This window comes from Flavobacterium marginilacus (assembly GCF_026870155.1).
Taxonomy (GTDB): Bacteria; Bacteroidota; Bacteroidia; order Flavobacteriales; family Flavobacteriaceae; genus Flavobacterium; species Flavobacterium marginilacus.
This window is the reverse complement of record NZ_CP113975.1, coordinates 161660-182405: the sequence shown is the minus strand read 5'-3', so window position 1 is coordinate 182405 and position 20746 is coordinate 161660. Positions and strand designations below refer to the sequence as shown.

18 protein-coding genes are annotated in these 20746 nt (G+C 35.5%); 14 read left to right on the top strand and 4 right to left on the bottom strand.

Annotated elements, in window-relative coordinates:
• A complete protein-coding gene (gene uvrC / locus OZP07_RS00820) occupies window positions 1-1797 on the bottom strand; it encodes an excinuclease ABC subunit UvrC (RefSeq protein WP_281636933.1) in 1797 nt (598 codons plus the stop codon).
• 326 nt (window positions 1798-2123) lie between these two features.
• Here uvrC and OZP07_RS00815 point away from each other — a divergent pair, with 326 nt between their 5' ends.
• From OZP07_RS00815 to OZP07_RS00800, 4 genes are all read left to right on the top strand, one after another.
• A complete protein-coding gene (locus tag OZP07_RS00815; protein ID WP_281636932.1) occupies window positions 2124-2600 on the top strand; it encodes a hypothetical protein in 477 nt (158 codons plus the stop codon).
• Between the two features lie 130 nt (window positions 2601-2730).
• Entirely contained in the window at window positions 2731-3708 is a 978-nt protein-coding gene (locus OZP07_RS00810; protein ID WP_194640531.1) for a succinylglutamate desuccinylase/aspartoacylase family protein, read from the top strand.
• Window positions 3709-3771: 63 nt separating this feature from the next.
• Window positions 3772-5034 (top strand): pyridoxal-dependent decarboxylase, encoded by a 1263-nt coding sequence (locus OZP07_RS00805; RefSeq protein ID WP_194640532.1) that lies wholly within the window; start codon window positions 3772-3774, stop codon window positions 5032-5034.
• On the top strand, window positions 5003-5566 hold the full coding sequence (locus OZP07_RS00800) for a 5-formyltetrahydrofolate cyclo-ligase (protein ID WP_281636931.1): 564 nt from the start codon (window positions 5003-5005) through the stop codon (window positions 5564-5566). Before OZP07_RS00805 ends, OZP07_RS00800 begins: the two co-directional genes overlap by 32 nt.
• A gap of 160 nt (window positions 5567-5726) precedes the next feature.
• Here the strand turns inward: OZP07_RS00800 and OZP07_RS00795 are convergent, their stop codons facing one another.
• The 3 genes from OZP07_RS00795 to ileS form a co-directional block, all read right to left on the bottom strand.
• Entirely contained in the window at window positions 5727-6332 is a 606-nt protein-coding gene (locus OZP07_RS00795; protein ID WP_194641338.1) for a lipoprotein signal peptidase, read from the bottom strand.
• Between the two features lie 208 nt (window positions 6333-6540).
• Window positions 6541-6921 (bottom strand): TraR/DksA family transcriptional regulator, encoded by a 381-nt coding sequence (locus tag OZP07_RS00790; RefSeq protein WP_100432822.1) that lies wholly within the window; start codon window positions 6919-6921, stop codon window positions 6541-6543.
• A gap of 4 nt (window positions 6922-6925) precedes the next feature.
• Window positions 6926-10330, bottom strand: coding sequence for an isoleucine--tRNA ligase (gene ileS, locus OZP07_RS00785; RefSeq protein ID WP_281636930.1), 3405 nt, complete (start codon window positions 10328-10330; stop codon window positions 6926-6928).
• A 261-nt stretch (window positions 10331-10591) separates the two neighbouring features.
• Between ileS and OZP07_RS00780 the strand changes: the two genes are divergently transcribed.
• From OZP07_RS00780 to OZP07_RS00735, 10 genes are all read left to right on the top strand, one after another.
• Window positions 10592-11266 carry a Pvc16 family protein gene (locus OZP07_RS00780; protein WP_194641340.1) on the top strand — a complete coding sequence of 225 codons (675 nt, stop codon included), beginning with the start codon at window positions 10592-10594 and terminating at the stop codon, window positions 11264-11266.
• A 44-nt stretch (window positions 11267-11310) separates the two neighbouring features.
• Window positions 11311-13269: a phage tail sheath C-terminal domain-containing protein gene (locus OZP07_RS00775; protein WP_281636929.1), complete on the top strand. Its 1959-nt coding sequence runs from the start codon at window positions 11311-11313 to the stop codon at window positions 13267-13269.
• Between the two features lie 65 nt (window positions 13270-13334).
• Window positions 13335-13775 carry a phage tail protein gene (locus OZP07_RS00770; protein ID WP_281636928.1) on the top strand — a complete coding sequence of 147 codons (441 nt, stop codon included), beginning with the start codon at window positions 13335-13337 and terminating at the stop codon, window positions 13773-13775.
• Window positions 13776-13779: 4 nt separating this feature from the next.
• Complete coding sequence (locus OZP07_RS00765) at window positions 13780-14238, top strand: phage tail protein (RefSeq protein WP_281636927.1); 459 nt, start codon at window positions 13780-13782, stop codon at window positions 14236-14238.
• Between the two features lie 32 nt (window positions 14239-14270).
• Complete coding sequence (locus OZP07_RS00760; RefSeq protein WP_194641344.1) at window positions 14271-14444, top strand: DUF5908 family protein; 174 nt, start codon at window positions 14271-14273, stop codon at window positions 14442-14444.
• Window positions 14441-15211 carry a CIS tube protein gene (locus OZP07_RS00755; protein WP_194641345.1) on the top strand — a complete coding sequence of 257 codons (771 nt, stop codon included), beginning with the start codon at window positions 14441-14443 and terminating at the stop codon, window positions 15209-15211. The genes OZP07_RS00760 and OZP07_RS00755 overlap by 4 nt, the downstream gene beginning before the upstream one ends.
• Before the next feature lie 6 nt (window positions 15212-15217).
• The gene (locus tag OZP07_RS00750; protein ID WP_281636926.1) at window positions 15218-16885 is read left to right on the top strand and encodes a phage baseplate assembly protein V; all 1668 of its coding nucleotides are present in this window, start codon (window positions 15218-15220) and stop codon (window positions 16883-16885) included.
• 6 nt (window positions 16886-16891) lie between these two features.
• Complete coding sequence (locus OZP07_RS00745; RefSeq protein WP_281636925.1) at window positions 16892-17185, top strand: PAAR domain-containing protein; 294 nt, start codon at window positions 16892-16894, stop codon at window positions 17183-17185.
• A gap of 5 nt (window positions 17186-17190) precedes the next feature.
• A complete protein-coding gene (locus tag OZP07_RS00740; RefSeq protein ID WP_194641348.1) occupies window positions 17191-17601 on the top strand; it encodes a GPW/gp25 family protein in 411 nt (136 codons plus the stop codon).
• A gap of 45 nt (window positions 17602-17646) precedes the next feature.
• A complete protein-coding gene (locus OZP07_RS00735; protein ID WP_281636924.1) occupies window positions 17647-20745 on the top strand; it encodes a baseplate J/gp47 family protein in 3099 nt (1032 codons plus the stop codon).
• The last annotated feature ends 1 nt before the right edge of the window (window position 20746 follow it).

Here is a 20746-nt window from a genome sequence, read left to right as displayed (position 1 = left end):
TTAAGTATTTTTATTGTAAAAGTCGGTAATTTTTTTGGCTTTTGATACACCTACAACCTCCGAAATTTCTTTTTCTGTCGCCAGTTTCAATCTTTTTACACTTTTAAAATGCTGAATCAAGGTAAGCATTGTTTTTTCGCCGATTCCCGGAATGCTTTCAATCGAAGAATTTAGTGCCGATTTACTTCTTTTATCCCTATGAAATGTTATCCCAAAACGGTGTGCTTCATTTCGCAGCTGCTGAATAACTTTCAAGGTTTCCGACTTTTTATCTAAATACAATGGAATGGAATCTCCTGGATAGAATAATTCTTCAAGTCTTTTTGCAATTCCTATAATAGCAATTTTACCCCGCAGTCCCAAAGCATCAATACTTTTTAAGGCCGATGACAATTGTCCTTTTCCACCGTCAATGATAATCAGGTTAGGCAAAGGTTCACTTTCATCCAGCAGTCTTTTGTAACGGCGATAGACAATTTCTTCCATCGAAGCAAAATCGTCAGGACCCACTACGGTTTTCACATTAAAATGCCTGTAATCTTTCTTACTGGGTTTTCCGTCCTTGAACACCACACAGGCAGCAACAGGATTAGTTCCCTGAATGTTCGAATTATCAAAACATTCTATATGTCTTGGTTCTACCGGCAAACGCAGATCGCTTTTCATCTGTGCCATTATTCTGTTGGTATGACGGTCTGGGTCTACTATCTGTAATTGTTTCAGCTGTTCAATTCTGTAGAATTTGGCGTTACGAATCGACAAATCCAATATTTGTTTTTTATCCCCCAGCTGCGGTACCGTAATCTTTATTTTTTCACCTAAATCTACTTCAAACGGAACAATAACTTCTTTGGATAGTAATTGGAAACGTTCTCTAAGTTCAATAATTGCCAATTCTAATAATTCTTCATCCGTTTCTTCAAGTTTCTTCTTGATTTCCATTGTATGGGATCGAATGATTGAACCATGTGATATCTGAAGAAAATTGACAAAAGCTGCACTCTCATCCGAAACTATCGAAAAAACATCAATATTGGTAATCTTAGGATTTACAATAGTAGAACGGGATTGATAATTCTCGAGAATTTCTATTTTTTCCTTTATTTTCTGTGCTTCTTCAAATCGCATATCCTGCGCCAGACTGGTCATCAAACGTTTAAAATCTCTCATGCTCTCCTTGAAATTTCCTTTTAGTATTTCACGGATGGCATCAACCTGCTTTTGATAATGTTCTAATGTTTCAAAACCTTCACAAGGTCCTTTGCAATTACCGATATGAAATTCCAGACATACTTTGAATTTACCATTGTCAATATTACTCTGATTCAAATCATAGTTGCAGGTTCTTAACGGATAAAGTTCCTTTATTAAATCCAGAATCGTGTGCACTGTTTTGAAATTGGTATAAGGTCCAAAATATTCCGATCCGTCCTTGACCATTCTTCGGGTGGCAAAAATCCGGGAAAAAGGTTCTTTCTTGATACATAGCCAAGGGTAGCTTTTATCATCTTTCAATAGCACATTATATCTTGGCAAAAGCGTTTTTATCAGATTATTTTCTAATAAAAGCGCATCTGTTTCTGTAGGCACAACTATGTGTTTGATAGTAACAATTTTCTTTACAAGCACATTGGTCTTTGCCGTATCATGAATTTTATTAAAGTAGGAAGCAACCCTTTTTTTAAGATTCTTGGCTTTTCCGACATATAAAATTTTCCCTTCCTTGTCATAATATTGATACACCCCGGGACCATCGGGCAGGGTTTGTATTTGCAGGGCTACATTAGAGTTGATCATTGGATTTTATGAATGCAGATTAACTTTCAGTATACAAATATAATCATTAATCTTTTTTGGTTCGAACTCTGACTTTGCCAAAACATTCATAAGATGTTTCAGAAAGATATATCAATAAATAACGCCATTTTTTAATTTTCATTATTAAAATATTATTAATCTTATTTAAAATTTTAATAATAAATTTCAATTTTTTAATATCTTAAATTAAAAATTTAGTTACTTTATTTAAAATTTTTAATTATAAACAATAAATATTATAATGTAATATTAAAATTTTAAATAATTTTTATAATTTTAGATAAAATATTTAAATTCAATACAGTATGCCGATAGATAATTTAGGCAAAGTTCATTTTTCGAATACACAGATTGAGGATATAAATCAAGCCTTGGCAGTCTTAACGGCTGCTCTAGAGAATATGTCTGTAAATCTGAGCCCATCAGAGCATCAAAAATATGGACGCATAAAAGAGAAAAACAAATTACTCATTGACAAGGTAAAAAACTACCATGATAACGAACCACAATTGAGCTCTCCCGAGGTGGACTGGGATGAGTTTAATCGTGATTATAACAATCGTTTCCAAGTTTCGCAGATGCTATCCAAAATTAAATCTATCGAAAACCAGCTCATAAATATTAAAATACTGGGCGATTACGACAATTATAGTGATGCCCTGAGAGATTATCAATATGCCAAATACAAAAACAGGTTTGCTTCTGAATATGGCTATGAAAGAAAAATTGAAGATATGATAGGTTTTTTCCCCCGGACAGGAATAACCAAAAAGAAGATCTAAAAGCTCCTATGACAATCAATTCCTTGCCGGAGTTCATATTTTTTAACTTTTTTAAATATTTATGTTTCTATCTGTAATCTGGTAATTTGGCCTAAAAATAATTTCTATATTTAGGCTTTTATTTTACAGGATGAAAGACACAAAACCATTAATAATTTTTGGCGAAATTGTTTTGCCGGGAGAAAGCAAAACCATTCAGCTGGAAATAGCCCGATTGCATACCACTACCAAACTGACGATTCCAATAATTGTAAAACGTTCCAAATTAGAAGGACCTGTAGTGCTTTTTTCGGCAGGGATTCATGGTGACGAGTTTAATGGGATCGAAATCGTGAGACAGCTCATTACAAAAAAAATAAATAAGCCCAAAAAAGGAACCATCATTTGCATACCCATTGTAAACATTTATGGCTTTATCAACAAATCCAGAGAGTTTCCGGATGGAAGAGATTTGAACCGTGTTTTCCCTGGAAGTAAAAAAGGATCACTGGCCAGCCGGTTTGCCTATCATATTCTTTCCGACATTATGCCTCTTGTAGATTATGCTGTCGATTTTCATGCTGGCGGTGCAGGCCGCTTTAACGCCCCTCAGATCAGGCTTACGCCAAATAACCCCAGCGTGCAGCTATTAGCCGATGCTTTTAATGCGCCTTTTACCTTATTCTCAAAAAATATAGCGGGTTCGTTTCGAAGTGCAAGCGAAAAACTGAATGTGAAAATGCTGCTGTTTGAAGGCGGGAAATCATTAGACATAAATCATGAGGTGGCACAGGAAGGCATCAATGGAGTAAAGCGTCTTTTGAAACATTTAGATATGCTGGATTCAAAACATCATGCTCCCACACAAAAAAAACCAACAATTTATATTGAAAAATCGGGCTGGCTGCGTGCTAAATGTTCGGGTCTGCTCATCGATAATAATCTGGTTGGAGAATTTGTAAAAAAAGGAACCGTTTTAGGAATGATAACCGATCCTTTTGGAAAATTTGAACGAAAAATAAAAGCTCCAAATGACGGTTATGTACTCAATGCCAATCACTCACCCATCGTGTATCAAGGAGATGCTATTTACCATCTTTCGAACACTGCCGAAGAAGACAGCGAGTAAAACCTAACAATTATCATATTTTTCAACAGTCAATACTCTTATTTTTGAATAAAAATAGAGATTATGCTGTATTGGAAAAAGTTATCCCAAAAAGAAAGACAAGCCCGAATCGAAAAAGCCCTTGAAGAAAACGTAAACTTTACTTTGGATACTTCTTTGGGTTATCCAGCTTCAAAATTAGACAGTAAGGTATATTATGAGGAAGCCTCATTCTTAGCCGATGCACCTACTTTAAAAACATATGTGGCCAATCCAAACCATATTGGATGCCACACTTTAGGCAGTTCAGAAAAAGCATTCAAAGGCACTCAGGAAATGGAACGCGAAGTACTGGATGTCCTTGCAGCAGATATTTTTAAGGCTCAGCCAAAATCCTACGATGGGTACATTTCACCAGGAGGAACCGAGGCCAACATTCAGGCCGTCTGGATGTACCGCAATTATTTTATTGACAAACTTGGCGCAAATCCTTATGAAATTGCGATTTTAGCATCTGAAGACACCCATTACTCCATCCCAAAAGCATCTAACATATTGATGCTGGACTGGCTGAAAGTACCTGTCGATTTTGAAACGAGAGAAATTGATACTTTTCGATTGGAAAACATCATCATAAAGGCAAAAAAACAAGGAAAAAAATATTTCATCATCATCTCAAATATGGGAACTACTATGTTTGGGGCAATTGACAATCCAAATGATTATGTCCAGGTTCTGGAAAAACACCATCTCATTTATAAAATACACCTTGATGCGGCCTATGGCGGTTTTATCTATCCTTTCAGCAATCGGGATTCAGAGCTGAATTTCGAAAATCCAAAAATCAGTTCCATAACTATCGATGCTCACAAAATGTTGCAGGCACCTTATGGAACCGGAATTTTTCTTTGCCGTAAAGGATTAATAGAAAACGTTTTGACCAAAGAAGCAGAATATATAGAAGGAATGGATCTAACCCTTTGCGGCAGCCGGTCAGGATCTAATGCAGTTGCAACATGGATGATTCTGTTCGCTTACGGACCCTTCGGATGGTGCGAAAAAATACGGGTTCTGCAAATGAGAACACAATGGCTTTGTGATCAATTGGACGAATTAGGCGTTGCCTATTTTAGAGAGCCATTTATGAATATCGTTACTATTCAGGCGCAATTTATCAAAGAATCTTTGGTCAAAAAATTTGATTTAGTCCCACAAAAACACAACGGAGAAAATTCATGGTATAAAATTGTGATTATGGATCATGTAGAAGTAGATCATTTGAGTACTTTTATAGACGATCTAAAAAAAACACTTTATGTTAAAAAAAACATTACGGACAAAGTATAAAACACTGCGAAATGAACTATCTGAAATTGAAATAGAAGAAAAAAGTCTGGCTATTGCCAATGAAATACTTAAACTCCCAATTTGGGACAAAACCTATTTCCATGTTTTTTTATCCATTGAAGAACAAAAAGAAGTCAATACCGAATTTATTCTTCACCTCCTTTCTGGAAAAGATAAAGAAATCGTGATTTCAAAAAGTGATTTTGTGACTAGGGAAATGACTCATTTTCTTTTGACAGATAATACCAAAATCAAAAAAAACGAATACAATATTCCCGAGCCAATAGACGGACTGGAAGTACCTGCTACAAAAATCGATGTAGTTTTTGTACCGCTTTTGGCTTATGACATAAAAGGAAACCGTGTGGGTTACGGAAAAGGATTTTATGACAAATTCCTCTCACAATGCAAACCCGAAACCATTAAAATTGGCTTGTCTTTCTTTGAACCGGAAGAATCAATTCTGGATCTTTTTGAAAATGACATTTTGCTGGATTATTGTGTTACTCCAAATGGAATATATCGGTTTTAAGGTATTATATAGTAAAATTACTCTCATTAGCTGGCCAATTAGCTATCGTACAGATTTTGTGAATTAATTTTTAAGTGATTTTATATAGGACTCATACATAAATAAAAAAATAGGCTGCTCATTACGAACAGCCTATTTTTTTTATGATTCAAAAAAGTATTTATGGATGTTTCTGAAAAGCTTTTTTATTAAATACTATCAAAATACCAACTCCAGTAGATATGGCCATATCGGCAATGTTGAAAATGGCATTAAAAAAAGTAAAATTACGTCCGCCAAAGTAAGGAACCCATTCCGGCATTGGATAGTCCTTTACAAAAGGAAAGTAAAACATATCAACTACCTGCCCGTTCAGCCAGGTTCCATAAGGATTGTCTGAAAACAGAGTAGCGAGCTGCTGATGACTGTTATCAAAAATAACTCCGTAAAAAACGGAATCAATTATGTTTCCTAATGCACCTGCAAATATTAAAGCTATGGCAACAATAAGATAATTTGAACCTTTCTTTCTTTCTGCAGAGTCCCACAGCCAATAGCCAATTCCTGTTACCGCAAAAAGCCTAAAAACAGTCAGGATTAATTTTCCATATTCTCCAGGTATTTTAGTTCCCCAAGCCATTCCTTCATTTTCGATAAAATGAATCTGAAACCAATTGAATACATGAACCTCTTCCCCTAAAATAAAATTTGTTTTTACATATATTTTAGATACTTGATCTACTAACAATATAAGAACAATAAGTAAGTATGCTTTTACTAATGACATCTATAAAAATTTAAAGGCGTAAAAATAATAAATTAAGAAAAAAAAACGCTCCTAAAGGAGCGTTAATTATTGTTAAGAACAGATACTAAGTGACTGAGATACTAAGTTTCTAAGTTTCTTTAGGTTTAACGATAGTTTTTTAAAATTATCTTCCAAAATCTTAGCAACTTAGCGACTAAGAATCTTAGCAACTTTTAAAAAGTCTTTTTTATCTCTGAAGATTTTTTGCCTCGATGCTCATTGTAGCGTGAGGAACAATTTTTAGTCTTTCTTTTCCAATTAATTTTCCGGTGATTCTGCATACACCGTACGTTTTGTTTTCTACTCTGAATAATGCACTCTTCAAATCCCGTATAAACTTTTCCTGACGAATGGCTAACTGCGAGTTAGCTTCTTTAGACATTATTTCGCTCCCCTCTTCGAATGCTTTGAACGTTGGAGATGTATCATCCGTACCGTTGTTAAGGTCATTCATGTAGGCGCTCTTAATCAAATCCAAATCAGCCTGAGCCTTTACGATTTTATTCTGAATGATTTCCTTAAACTCTGCTAAATCAGCGTCAGAGTATCTTGCTACTTCATCTACCATAATACTAATTTTTTGTAATTATTATACTTGTTGTTATTCCATCAAAGTCAATTTCCGTGCCACTTTCTATAACATTTTCGAAAACAAGCGTTTCTGTCAGTGTTTCCGATTTAATGTAGTCTTTATTGGCGTTTACTGCTATTTCCAAAGAATCATTTTTCTGCAAATGAACTTTAATTTTATCTGTAACTTCAAATCCCGCATCTTTACGGATGTTTTGGATCCTGTTCACCAATTCCCTTGCAATCCCTTCTTGTTTTAATTCATCTGAAATTGTGATATCCAGCGCAACCGTTATTCCATTTGAGTTGGCAACCAGCCAGCCCTCAATGTCCTGTGACGATATTTCTACATCTTCTAATGATAAAATTACACTATTTCCCGCAATTACAATGGTTAAGGCCCCCTCTTTATCAAATTGTGAGATTTGTTCACTGGTTAAATTCTGTATCTCTTTAGAAATCAATCCCATATCTTTTCCAAAACGTGGCCCTAAAGCTTTGAAATTCGGCTTGATCTGCTTGATTAATATACCAGAAGCATCATCAAGGAGTACGATTTCTTTTACATTAACTTCTGCTTTGATTAAGTCAGAAACTGCTTCAATTTCAAGTCTCTGATTCTCGTCAAGTACTGGTATCATTACCTTTTGCAATGGCTGACGCACCTTGATCATTTCCTTTTTTCGCAGTGATAAAACAAGAGAAGAGATTGTCTGCGCTTTCTGCATTTTGCTCTCTAACATTTTATTAACATACTTTTCAACTGAAACTGGGAATTGAGCTAGATGTACCGACTCAAATTTTTCTGTTTCAGCAGCTTTTGTCAGGTCTCTGTAAAGGGAATCCATAAAAAACGGAGCAATTGGCGCACTTAGTTTACTGATACTTACTAAACAGGTATAAAGCGTTTGATAAGCAGCAATTTTATCTTGTGCATATTCGCCTTTCCAAAAACGGCGGCGGCATAAACGAACGTACCAGTTACTTAAGTTCTCCTGTACAAATTCGGATATGGCACGAGCAGCTTTCGTAGGCTCATAATCCGCATACGCTTCATCTACTAATTTTATCAATGTATTCAATTCCGAAATAATCCATTGGTCGATTTCAGGTCTCTCATTTACCGGAATTTCCGCTTCGGCATATTTAAATCCATCGATGTTAGCATATAACGAGAAGAATGAATACGTATTGTAAAGTGTTCCAAAGAATTTACGGCGAACCTCAGCAATTCCTTCAATATCAAACTTTAAGTTATCCCACGGATTTGCATTTGAGATCATGTACCAGCGTGTGGCATCAGGACCATATTCTGCAATCGTTTCAAAAGGATCAGTTGCATTTCCTAAACGTTTAGACATTTTTTGTCCATTTTTGTCCAGAACCAAACCATTTGAAACTACATTTTTATAAGCAATTTTATCAAAAACTAAAGTTCCGATTGCATGTAAAGTGTAAAACCATCCACGTGTCTGGTCTACTCCTTCAGCGATAAAGTTTGCCGGGAAATCTTTATTCTCATCAATTTTGTCTTTGTTTTCAAAAGGATAATGCCATTGTGCATAAGGCATTGCTCCAGAATCAAACCAAACGTCAATTAAATCACTTTCACGCTTCATTGGTTTTCCTGAAGCAGAAACTAAAGTAATTTCATCAACAACATTTTTGTGCAAATCAATTAAATCATAATTTGATTCAGACATGTTTCCGATTTCAAAACCTTTGAGTGGATTTTCTTTTTGAAAACCAGCTTCGATAGATTTCTCGATCGCATTGTACAATTCTTCAACAGAACCAATAAGAACTTCTTCTTTTTTATCTTCAGTTCTCCAAATTGGCAACGGAATTCCCCAATATCTAGAACGAGATAAGTTCCAGTCGTTGGCGTTTTTCAGCCAGTTTCCAAAACGCCCTTCACCAGTAGATTTAGGCTTCCAATTGATAGTTTCGTTCAGGTCGAACATTCTATCTTTTACATCGGTTACTTTAATGAACCAAGAATCTAGTGGATAATATAATAACGGCTCATCTGTTCTCCAGCTGTGTGGATAACTGTGTACGTATTTCTCAACTTTAAATGCTTTATTTTCTTCTTTTAATCGAATAGCGATTTCAACATCTACAGATTTCTCCGGAGCCTGTCCTGCATCGTAATATTCGTTTTTAACGTATTTACCGGCTAAGTCAGCTAAATGAGAAGTGAATTTTCCTTGTAAATCTACTAAAGGGACTGCGTTTCCATCTTCGTCCAAAACCAACATTGGCGGTACTTCCGGCTTTGCTTCTTTGGCTACTTTAGCATCATCTGCACCAAAAGTCGGAGCCGTGTGTACCACTCCAGTTCCGTCTTCTGTAGTAACGAAATCTCCGGCGATTACTCTAAATGCATTTTCGGCATTTTCGTATGGTAATACATAAGGCAATAATTGCTCGTAACGGATTTCAACTAAATCTGCTCCTTTTGCTTCGGTTAAGATTTTGTACGGCAATTTTTTATCACCGTTTTTCACATTGTCAAAATCAGCGTCATCTTCACTTAAGAAAAATCCTTTTCCGAATTGTTTTCCAACTAAGTTTTTAGCCAAAACAACATTGATTGGCTCAAAAGTATATTGATTGAAAGTTTTTATTAAAACATAATCGATTTTTGGACCAACTGTCAAAGCTGTATTTGACGGAAGTGTCCAAGGAGTTGTCGTCCATGCTAAAATGTGAATATCTCCAAAACCTTGTAAAAACGAAGGCAATGTTTCAGGTAAAGTTTTAAACTGCGCTACAATTGTAGTATCCGTTACATCGCGGTAAGCCCCCGGCTGATTTACTTCGTGAGAAGACAATCCTGTTCCTGCTTTTGGTGAATATGGCTGAATCGTATATCCTTTGTACAACAAACCTTTATCATAGATTTGTTTCAAAAGCCACCAAACCGATTCCATATATTTTGGTTTATAAGTAACATACGGATCTTCCATATCTACCCAATAACCCATTTTTTCGGTCAAATCATTCCACACGTCGGTATAACGCATTACGGTTTTTTTACACGCTTCGTTATATTCTTCGATAGAAATTGTTTTACCAATATCTTCTTTTGTAATTCCTAATTCTTTTTCGGTACCCAATTCAACAGGCAGACCGTGAGTATCCCATCCGGCTTTTCTTTTAACCTGAAAACCTTTTTGAGTTTTATATCTGCAAAAAATATCTTTAATCGCACGCGCCATCACGTGGTGAATTCCTGGTAATCCATTAGCCGAAGGCGGACCTTCAAAAAACACGTAAGGCTCTGCTCCTTCGCGCGTGGTTACACTTTTTTCAAATATATTTTCTTTCTTCCAAAAATCCAGAACTTCTGATGCCACTGTAGGCAGGTCAAGTCCTTTGTATTCAGTAAATTTTGTGCTCATTTTATCCTTTTCTTAATCGAGGTGCGAAAGTAATAAAATTAAGTCGAAAGTCGAAAGTCAGAAGTCAAAAGTTACACTTTACGGCTTTTTATTCCTTCCTCACAATTTTAAGAAGCTTTACATTAATTAATAATAATACTTATAATGAATTCACACAAAGCACTTTACGTATCAAAAAACAGGTATTTCTACGCTCATTTGATTTTTAAAATATTTGTAGGTTTGAACCTCTTAATCAGCATGTTAAACCAATAACAACTCATGAATTTAACTAAGATACTAGACAAACTTTGCAAAAAAATCACTACTGAAATTGCTGTATTGAATAATGGAGTTGCCGTAAGTATCGAATTGACAAATGTTGCCACATTAAATGACGGAGATAATTTTATACAGGAAAAATCTTCAATGATCCTTTCTGTAGTAAATATTGAAGAAGACAAAACACTAAAAAATCAAAGTCTATACAAAGAATATTCTGGAAATGGCAGCTCCATTGAAAAATACAAAAAACCTGCTCAAAATCTGATTTTGTCTCTATTGTTTACTTCGTACAATAAAGATCAGGCAAAATATGCAGAAGGTCTTGACAAATTAGAATACATCATCAAATGCCTTCAGTATAACAATGTGTTTTATTATGATACTACTAATTTGTTTGAACAAACCGAAGTTTCTGAAAATCAGGCTAAGTCTATGAATAAAATCATATTAGATCTGGTAAGCCTGAAGCCAGAACATCTCAATCAGATGTGGTCTTATCTGGGAAGCAGATATATGCCCTCAGTATTATACTCCATGCGGATGATCCGCATACAAAATGAAAACAGCCTGCCAACGGATCCTGTCATCAACAATGCAAAAGCCCAATTATGGACTAATGACAAAAGTGATATAACGGGGGAAATAGAAGCCAGTTCCTTTCTATTAGATTAAAATTAATATTCCAATAATTTTTAAAAACCAATAAATAATAAGTCATGAATATTAGCTCTATCAAAACACCTGGAGTCTACATCAATGAGATTGATGCATTCCCGCCTTCTGTTGCTCAAGTAGCGACTGCAGTACCAGCATTTGTGGGTTTTACTGAAAATGCACCCACTCCAAACATTCCAACCAGAGTATCTTCTTTTTTGGAATTTGAACAACTCTATGGCGGAGCTCCCCGACCAACTGGTATTACAGTCGATTTAGATACTAATCTGCTTCCAACCGATAATTCAACGGTTCTGGAAAGCCAGTTTAAACTCTATAACAGCTTACAATTATTTTATGGCAACGGCGGTGGAGAATGTTATATTCAATCTATCGGGCTGTATTCAGATGCTCCTGCTTTTGACGCTGCTACCAAAACAAAATTCATTGCAGGTGTTGCTACTCTGGAAAAATTTGATGAGCCAACATTGCTTTTGTTCCCCGACGCTGTGAATCTGAACGCTGCAGATCTTGGCGAGGTTCAAAAACAAGCATTAATGCAATGCCAAAAGCTCATGGACCGCTTTGTTATTATGGATGTAAAATATGATAAAGCAAAAACAGCTCTTGCTGATAATGCTGATTTTAGAGAAAATATCGGAACTAATAATCTAAAATATGGCGCTGCTTATTATCCGTATTTGACATGCAGTTTTCCGCAGTCCTTTAGGCTGTCCGATATTAGTACTGCATTAGCTTCTACAGGCGGTTTCAAACAATTTTACCCTAATGACACAAATCTTAAAGCGAACATCACTTCATTCGAAGCACTTCATACAGATGTTTCTGGTTTAAAATCAAGTCATAAAGATGCAATTAGTGCCAATAAATTATTGGATTGGACACCAACAGTAAATGCAGCAAAACTGAATGCCAACTTAATAAAAAGCTGGAATCTCATCAAAGTTTTTGCAAAACCAAATGATTATACTAATTCAGATTTGGTCACTTATGTCAATGCAGATTTGGTTTCGATTTCTTTGAAACCAGTGGTTCAAAAATTAATCGATTTTAGAAAAGCATATGAAAAACTAAAAAAAGTCGATGGTACCACTAATGTTGATCCTTTGCCATTAGCAACAATTCTTGATGCAAACTTTAATGGCAATTGGGGTGCCATTACGGCAATTACAGAATCTCCAGTAAACGAGTATGATGGCAAATTGAGCAATCTGATTCCCGTAGCCGGACCAGTTCCAGCTCATAATGAACCTGACTTTATAAAAATTCAGGCTGAGCTTAATAAATTACATACTCTCGTAATAAATACATTAGACACTGCTGTAAATGCTGTCTACAAATACGAATTAGTGCAAGAAAACAACCTCATCGCACAAATGCCAATTTACGGAAGCATTATTTCTAAATTATCACAAAGTATGAATACGGTGCCTCCAAGTGGTGCCATAGCTGGTATTTATGCACAAACCGACGGCACTAGAGGCGTTTGGAAAGCACCAGCCAATGTCAGTATCAATGGAGTTATTGGATTGACCAGAGATATCAACGACTTTGACCAGGAACCTATGAATATTCATGAAACTGGTAAATCCATCAATGCCATACGCAAATTTACTGGCAAAGGATTTTTGGTTTGGGGCGCCCGCACACTCGATGGAAACAGCAATGATTGGCGATATATAAATGTAAGACGTCTGGCCATTATGGTTGAAGAATCGGTAAAAAAAGCCTGTATGCGTTATGTTTTTGAGCCTAATGTTTCTCAAACATGGGTCAACGTAAAAGGTATGATTGAAAATTATCTGACCTTGATTTGGAATGATGGTGCATTGGCTGGAGCCAAACCAGAACACGCTTTTTTTGTAGCTGTGGGAATCAACCAGACAATGACTGCCCAAGATATTCTGGAAGGACGATTGATCGTAAAAATAGGATATGCTCCATCCAGACCTGCAGAGTTTATTATTCTTGAATTCAAGCAGATGCAGCAAAAATCATAACGCCTCACAAAAGAGAAATCATTTCGGAAAATAGTTTTTTACTAATTAATTTAAAACATAAAATCATGCCTAATACAGACTTTCCAATACCAAAGTTCCATTTTAGTGTTGAATGGGGCGGTACCAAAATAGCTTTTACCGAGGTTTCGGGTTTAAATAAAGAAATGGATGTTATAGAACACCGAGTGGGTTCCAGTCCTGAATTTTTCAAGAAAAAAATGCCTGGCTTACAAAAACTAGGTAATATTTCCCTTAAAAGAGGTGTTTTTGCTGGTGATAACGAGTTTTATCAATGGTACAATACCGTAGCTATGAACACTGTCGAAAGACGAAATATTACCATTTCTCTTTTGAACGAAGCTCATGCACCAGTTGTTGTTTGGAAAGTGAAAGACTGTTTTATTGTTTCATTAAAATGTTCCGACATGAAATCTGATGCTAATGAAGCAGCAATAGACACTGTTGAAATTGCCAATCATGGTTTTACGATGGAACATGTAGCTTAATCCTATGGCGAGTTCAAATCCTATAGTAGGTTTTCATTTTTCGGTAATTTTTGAACTGCTACCCCAGTTTAGTATCGATACCAAATTTCAAAGTGTGGGCGGTTTAAAAGCAACTCTGGAAATGGAATCGGTAAAAGAAGGCGGCCAAAACAGGTTCACACATCAATTACCCATACGATCTGGATATCAGGATTTGGTACTCAAAAGAGGACTGACTTCGGATATGTCGGGTGTATCGATGTGGTGCCTGAATGCTATCGAAAATTTCAATTTCAGTCCGGCTAATCTGGTGGTTTCCTTATTAAATGAAAATGGGAATCCAGTAAAAGCATGGTATGTATCACATGCCATTCCATTGTCTATAGATTATGGGGATTTTAATGCCGAAGAAAATAAAATTGTCATTGAGACTATCTCTTTAAAATATAATTTTTTTAAAGAGATTCCGATTCCGAACTTTTAGAAAAATCAACTGTTTGTTCATCTTTAAAAATTATGCCAATAGAAATCAAAGAATTGCGCATTGTCGTGAAAATTGAGGAGGAAAAACAATCTTTCCAATCTCAGGCGCCTTTGGATAAAGTGCAGTTAGACTCTATAAAATCAGAGCTTATCCGTGAATGTACCACTAAAGTTTTAGAAAAAATAAAAGAAAAATCCGAACGATGATACAGGCAGCTTTAGGTATAATAGACAAAATGAGAATTGAGGTTTTTGAGACCAATGAGTACGACAAGGATCCCAAGAATACCATTTTTGTACAGCTCAACCCAGAGAAGTACACCATGAAACAGAATGTTGTTTTTAATGAAAGCCAGCCTATGGGTGCCACCGGCAACGATTTGAAATTTAACAAAATTGAAGGCGAAGAGGTGACTTTTGAATTCCTTTTTGACAGTTCGGGTGTTGTTCCTCCAGGTAAAATTAAAGACGGGAAAGGAGAAATGTCATTTTTGGATAAAGCAGGCGATGTTTTGGATGCACTAAAACCGGCAATTGTAAACCCTTTTGCCGAAGTAAAATCAGTAGAAGAAGATTTGGAAAAATTTAAAAACCTGCTATTAGGTTACAATGGCAAAACTCATCATACCGCATATTTACAGCTTTTATGGGGCGGTTATAGTCTGCAATGCCGTTTGAAAAACATGGAAATTGAATATTATTTATTTCGAAAAGACGGAAGACCCATTCGAGCCAAAGCCAAATGTACTTTTAAAGGAACAGTCGCTTATAAAATAATGGTCAAGGAACAAAAGAAGAGTTCTCCAGATCTTACTCATGAACGCGAATTTGAAATGAATGACAAACTCACTCTTATATCCGAAAACATATATGAAAGTCCCAATTATTATATAGATGTAGCACAATCTAATAACATATTGAGTTTTAGAAATATCCGCTTAGGTAAAAAATTGATTTTCCCGCCTATAAAATAATTTAGTATGCCTATTAAACCTTATATAGACGAAGATGAAGTCCTAAAATTGGAAATCCTGGTGAAGGACAAAAACGACGGACTGGATACCTTACTCAAAGAAGCACACGTTCATTTTGAGCTCAATAAAATTCCATCTGCCAAATTCACATTTATTGCTTCCAATAGGGATGTCGACAAAAAAGAAACTTTTCCTAGTGATGCCTTAAAAGAAAATGATGAAATCACTTTTAATGTTACTATTAAAAAAGAGAAAAAAACACTTTTTAAAGGAGTTATAAAAGCTACTGAAAAAGTGCAGAACGGCAATTTTATCGATATAAAAATAGAATGCAAAGACATTGCCTTTGATATGACATTGCCCAGTACGGAAGCTGAGACCAACAATCAGACTTTTGAGGATAAATTAAAATTATTTACAAAAAAGTTAAAACTCAACGATGAATTATCTGGAAAAGATTGGGGGAAAGAAAAAATAACACACAACCCGGCTACGCTGCCATGGGATTTTGTTTTGGGTTATCTGGACTCGGTTGGGGTTTTCGTTTCCATAAAAAATGGGGAATTTAATGGTGTAGACTTATTAAAATCGCCACCTACAGAAAAATATCTGGCCGAAAACGGAATTAATGTTTTCTCCTTTACAGGAAAATCAGATGAAACAAAAAAATTAAAAAAAGCAATTATTGAGCATTGGGATCCCGCTACTCAAAAAATAGTGAAAACAGAAGAAACACAGGAAGCCATAAATCCCTTTGAAAAATTAATAAAACTCAATGAAAACAGATTTAGCGAGGGCACTGTCAAAAGGATGCTCAAAGCTATTCTCAAAAAAAGCGAACTCCAGACCATCAATGGCAAAATCCAGACTTTTGGCAATCTGGAAGCACATACAGGAGATTTTATAAAATGCAATAAAGTAAATGAAAAAATAGATGACAAGGCTATTATCATTAGTGCCATAGAACATACAATTGAGAATGGCAGCTGGAAAACCGAATATACTTTGGGTTTTGAAGGAGAACCTTCATTTGCAGAAAATGCCAGTAAACAAACGGCAAGCCCTCAGGCACAAATGGGTCAGACCAATTCAATCAGCGGATTGCAGATAGGTGTTGTGGTTCAAATTGAAGAAGACCCAAATAAGGAGTTCAGGATCAAAGTCCGAATTCCTACACTCTCTGAAAAAGGAGAAGGAGTATGGGCAAGGCTTGCTACTCTAAATGCTTCAAAAGACATGGGCAGTTATTTTATTCCCAGTTTAGATGATGAAGTCATATTAGGCTGTTTGGGAAATAATCCTGATACTCCGATTATTTTGGGAAGTTTATACAGCAGTGCCAAACCAATGCCTTTTCCCATCGCAAAGGAAAATTATCTTAAAGGTTTTGTAACCAAAGAAGGCACTAAAGTGATTCTGGATGATGAAAAAAAAGCTATTGAACTAAGCACGAAAAAGGGAAATAAACTTCTTATAAGCGATGATGAAAAAGGATTCGTTCTGGAAGACGAAAACAAAAATAAAATTACTATGAACAAAGATGGAATTACGATAGAAAGCAGTAAAGATTTTATAGTAAAAGCATCTGGAGATGTAAAAATAGATGGAACAGGCTGCAGTGTCAGTGCTTCGGGAAATATGGAATTAAAAGGAGGTATCATAAAAATAAATTAATAAAATATGCCAGCAGCAGCAAGAGTATCAGATATGCATGTTTGCCCTTCGGTAGGACCAGGCTCAGTTCCTCATGTAGGCGGACCAATTTTACCAGGAGGAAATAGTACTGTCCTCATAGGCGGCATGCCTGCAGCTGTTGTTGGAGATAACTGTGTGTGTACGGGTCCGCCCGATTCGATTACAAAAGGTTCGGGAACAGTTACCATTGGCGGTAAAGCGGCCGCACGAATGGGAGACTCAACAGCACATGGAGGAACAATAATACTAGGTTGTTCAACAGTTTTAATAGGAGGTTAGAAAATATGAACGACGAAACATTTATAGGAACAGGCTGGAGTTTTCCGCCCACATTTAATTCCATTTCCGGTTCAGTTGAAACGGTAAACGGAGCCACTGATATCAACCAAAGTCTGCAGATTCTTTTGGGAACAAAACTTGGAGAGCGTATTTTAAGATCTGATTTTGGATGTAATCTTTCCCCTTTATTATTTGAAAACATTACAGTAACACTGCTTACTAAAATAAAAGAGATTGTAAAGATGGCAATACTCAAATATGAACCCAGAATAGATCTCAATAACGTTTCTTTTGGTTCTGAAGAAACATCACAAGGACTTATAAAATTAGAAATAGATTACACAATACGAACTACCAACTCAAGACAGAATTACGTTTATCCTTTTTATCTGGAAGAAGGAACATACATTAAATAAAAACTGATTTTTTATTGCTGAACTATTTATAATAAAAATAAAAAAATGGACGATTGCTCATCAAACATATCAATTCATCAAGGAATGGGAACTACCCAGGAAGAGCGATTTTTGGTGGCCCTTAAGCCCGATCATTTTCTTATAGATGAAAGAAAGGAAATCGATTTTATTGCATTTGCTCAAAAAATGGCCAGTCATATAAAATTTTATAATGATTCGAATGTTGAAGACGGAAATTGGGCTAATTTTTTTCAATGGGAATCGACTTCCATTCTGGTACAACTGTATTTGTGGGATGTCCAAAAACTGCAGGAACAATATAAAATTACCAAAACCGAAGTCAAATCTGCAACAATTGTAACAGATCAAAAAGACATACTCTTATCTTATTTTGAAACCATCAACAGCCAGTTTTTAGATTTTACCCGAAAAATAAATTTTCTTGATTCAGCTATTTCAGTCAAAGAAACATTACAGGGAACTCAGCCTTATTTTATTCAAAAAATAAAGGATTTGAAAGACAAAATAAACGCAGCATCAAATCCATTAGCATTATTCTCGAATAGTCAGTTTGACAAAACGGTACAACAGCTTTATGGATTAATTCAAAACTGGAAACAGATTTCTGGAGAAAGTATCGACAATCAGCTGGAAAATTATTCCAATCACAAACCTCATTTTACATTATATCTTTCGTTTTTGAAACTTTTGGGTATTGCACAAACTCAACTCAACGAATTTACAAACAGACATCTTGATTTTTATTACAAAGACGTTTTACAAATACAACCTGCCAATGCATGTCCTGATTATGTACATCTGCTCTTTGAACCTAATCCGGATAAAACGGTTCTGATTCCAAAAGGCACTGTTTTTCCTGCGGGCAAAAATAGTCTGGGCAAAAATAAATTCTATGCTTCAACATCAGATCAGGTAATCAACAACGGTGTCCTGCATTCTTTTTTAAGCAATTATAAAACTTTGGATTTTCCTTGGAAACAAAATGATTTTATAAAATCGAATGCACAAAATAAAGCATTCAGTGCGTTTTCCGATACAGCTACAATGGTAGAAACAGGATTGCTTATTGCCAGTCCTTTATTTTTCCTAAGTGGCGGTTACAGAAAAATTGCACTCAGAATTAATGATGAAGAGTTAGATTTAACGCACTACAGGTTTTTTATGACTGGTGAAAAAAAAGTAATAGAAATTACTAATATCACTAATCGTGAAGGATCCATATTAATAGAAATTCCGCCATCCGAAAAAAAAATAATCGCTTATAATCCAGAAATTCATAACACTATCAAGATAAATACCAATTATCCGGTTCTAAAAATTGTATCACAAAATGAAGCAAAACAGATCGATATAAACAAAATAGAAATTGGAATCAGTGCTTACGGTTTAAAAAACTTTGTTTTAGGAACTGATACCGGATTAGCTGATACCAGCAAATCATTCAAACCTTTTGGTGATTTTCCAAAAAATGGTAATGCATTTGTGATAGGCTGTAACGAAGCTTTTGTCAAAAAAAGTTCTCAAATATACCTTGATATCAATCCCAGTTTATATAATACTGTAACGATGCAAACATCAAATCTGGCTGATGGACTATGGACATCCCCGGAAGATTTTTATTATTATATTGAAAATACAAACCCCATACCGGAATATCAGGAAAAAAATACATTACCAGACTCTTCTTCTGTTTCTGGTTATACCAAAATTATACTAAACGATACCGATTTTGCAGGAGAAAAATTTCTGCAGGACTTCATTGGCGCAAGCAAGAGTACTACCCTTCCTATCGTTTTGCCAGCTGCACCCACAATTAACGACATCAGTTTGGGATACTTTGTGGATGACACTTACAGTAATGGTGTTTCCAATAACCCAATTGAAGTATATCACATTCTGCCTTTTGGATATAAAAAAGATGAATTGTATGATTCCAGATTTCCACATGATGCACCTCTGGGCGGGGAAATTTATTTGGGTTTTGATATAGTAATTCCAGGAAATGGATTATCACTTTTGATTCAGCTTGCAGAGGGAACTGCCAATCCCAGACAAGAACCGGCAAATGTAGAATGGTTTTATCTGAATCATAATTCATGGACTCTTATTAATGCTCACGAAATGGGAGATGAAACAAATGGATTGTCCCAATCTGGTTTGGTTCAATTAACGATACCCGAATTTGACACCAGTGACACTACTATTCTGGAAAAATCACTTTTTTGGGTAAAAATTACAATAGACCGGATCGATGCTATTTGTCATTTTATAGGTATTCATACCCAGGCTTTAAAAGCAGTTTTGACAGATTTCGAACAAAATGGGAATGTTTTTATTGAAAATACAACCAAAGAAACTATCTCCAAATGTAATGAGCCAATAAATTTTATAAAAAAAGTAATTCAGCCGTATGCTTCTTTTTCGGGCAGGAAAAAAGAAGATGACCTGTTGTTGTATCAGCGCTCCAGCGAAAGACTAAGACACAAAAAACGAGCGATTACTTTATGGGATTACGAACGCCTTGTTTTGGACGAATTCCCCGAAGTGCATCGCATAAAATGCCTGAATCATTATCGCTATAATACCTCAATTTTATCAAATGTTTCGGCGGGATACATTACATTAATTCCCATAGCAAAATCAAATAATTATCAAAATCCTGTTTCCTGGAAACCGCTTTTGAGTTTGGGAATTATGAAAAAAATCCAGCAGTATATTGCCAAAATAGCTTCGCCTCATGCCAGAATTGCTGTAAAAACACCAACATTAGAAAAAATAGAAGTCAGATTTAAAGTTAAATACCACGAAATTCCGGGTGCCGATACAATTATGTATGCAAAAGAACTGACTAAAATCATCAATTCTTATTTGAGCCCTTGGGCATTTGAGAATACTGAGCTCGTTTTTGCCAATGCTATCGAAATATCGAAGCTGATTCAATTAATAGACAATCAGCATTTTGTCGATTATATTACTGATTTTGAGGTCAATCAAATTATTCTCAATGATACGAACGACAACATAAAAAATATATTTTATAAAGTAAAAGAAATTACCCCGATGACCGATTTTACCTTATTTGTACCCAATGAGTCTCATTTTATAGAAGAAATAAATAATTGAT

Coding starts and splice junctions, on each gene's coding strand:
- uvrC (WP_281636933.1), bottom strand. CDS start 1,797: ATGATCAACTCTAATGTAGCCCTGCAAATACAAACCCTGCCCGATGGT.
- OZP07_RS00815 (WP_281636932.1), top strand. CDS start 2,124: ATGCCGATAGATAATTTAGGCAAAGTTCATTTTTCGAATACACAGATT.
- OZP07_RS00810 (WP_194640531.1), top strand. CDS start 2,731: ATGAAAGACACAAAACCATTAATAATTTTTGGCGAAATTGTTTTGCCG.
- OZP07_RS00805 (WP_194640532.1), top strand. CDS start 3,772: ATGCTGTATTGGAAAAAGTTATCCCAAAAAGAAAGACAAGCCCGAATC.
- OZP07_RS00800 (WP_281636931.1), top strand. CDS start 5,003: ATGTTAAAAAAAACATTACGGACAAAGTATAAAACACTGCGAAATGAA.
- OZP07_RS00795 (WP_194641338.1), bottom strand. CDS start 6,332: ATGTCATTAGTAAAAGCATACTTACTTATTGTTCTTATATTGTTAGTA.
- OZP07_RS00790 (WP_100432822.1), bottom strand. CDS start 6,921: ATGGTAGATGAAGTAGCAAGATACTCTGACGCTGATTTAGCAGAGTTT.
- ileS (WP_281636930.1), bottom strand. CDS start 10,330: ATGAGCACAAAATTTACTGAATACAAAGGACTTGACCTGCCTACAGTG.
- OZP07_RS00780 (WP_194641340.1), top strand. CDS start 10,592: ATGAATTTAACTAAGATACTAGACAAACTTTGCAAAAAAATCACTACT.
- OZP07_RS00775 (WP_281636929.1), top strand. CDS start 11,311: ATGAATATTAGCTCTATCAAAACACCTGGAGTCTACATCAATGAGATT.
- OZP07_RS00770 (WP_281636928.1), top strand. CDS start 13,335: ATGCCTAATACAGACTTTCCAATACCAAAGTTCCATTTTAGTGTTGAA.
- OZP07_RS00765 (WP_281636927.1), top strand. CDS start 13,780: ATGGCGAGTTCAAATCCTATAGTAGGTTTTCATTTTTCGGTAATTTTT.
- OZP07_RS00760 (WP_194641344.1), top strand. CDS start 14,271: ATGCCAATAGAAATCAAAGAATTGCGCATTGTCGTGAAAATTGAGGAG.
- OZP07_RS00755 (WP_194641345.1), top strand. CDS start 14,441: ATGATACAGGCAGCTTTAGGTATAATAGACAAAATGAGAATTGAGGTT.
- OZP07_RS00750 (WP_281636926.1), top strand. CDS start 15,218: ATGCCTATTAAACCTTATATAGACGAAGATGAAGTCCTAAAATTGGAA.
- OZP07_RS00745 (WP_281636925.1), top strand. CDS start 16,892: ATGCCAGCAGCAGCAAGAGTATCAGATATGCATGTTTGCCCTTCGGTA.
- OZP07_RS00740 (WP_194641348.1), top strand. CDS start 17,191: ATGAACGACGAAACATTTATAGGAACAGGCTGGAGTTTTCCGCCCACA.
- OZP07_RS00735 (WP_281636924.1), top strand. CDS start 17,647: ATGGACGATTGCTCATCAAACATATCAATTCATCAAGGAATGGGAACT.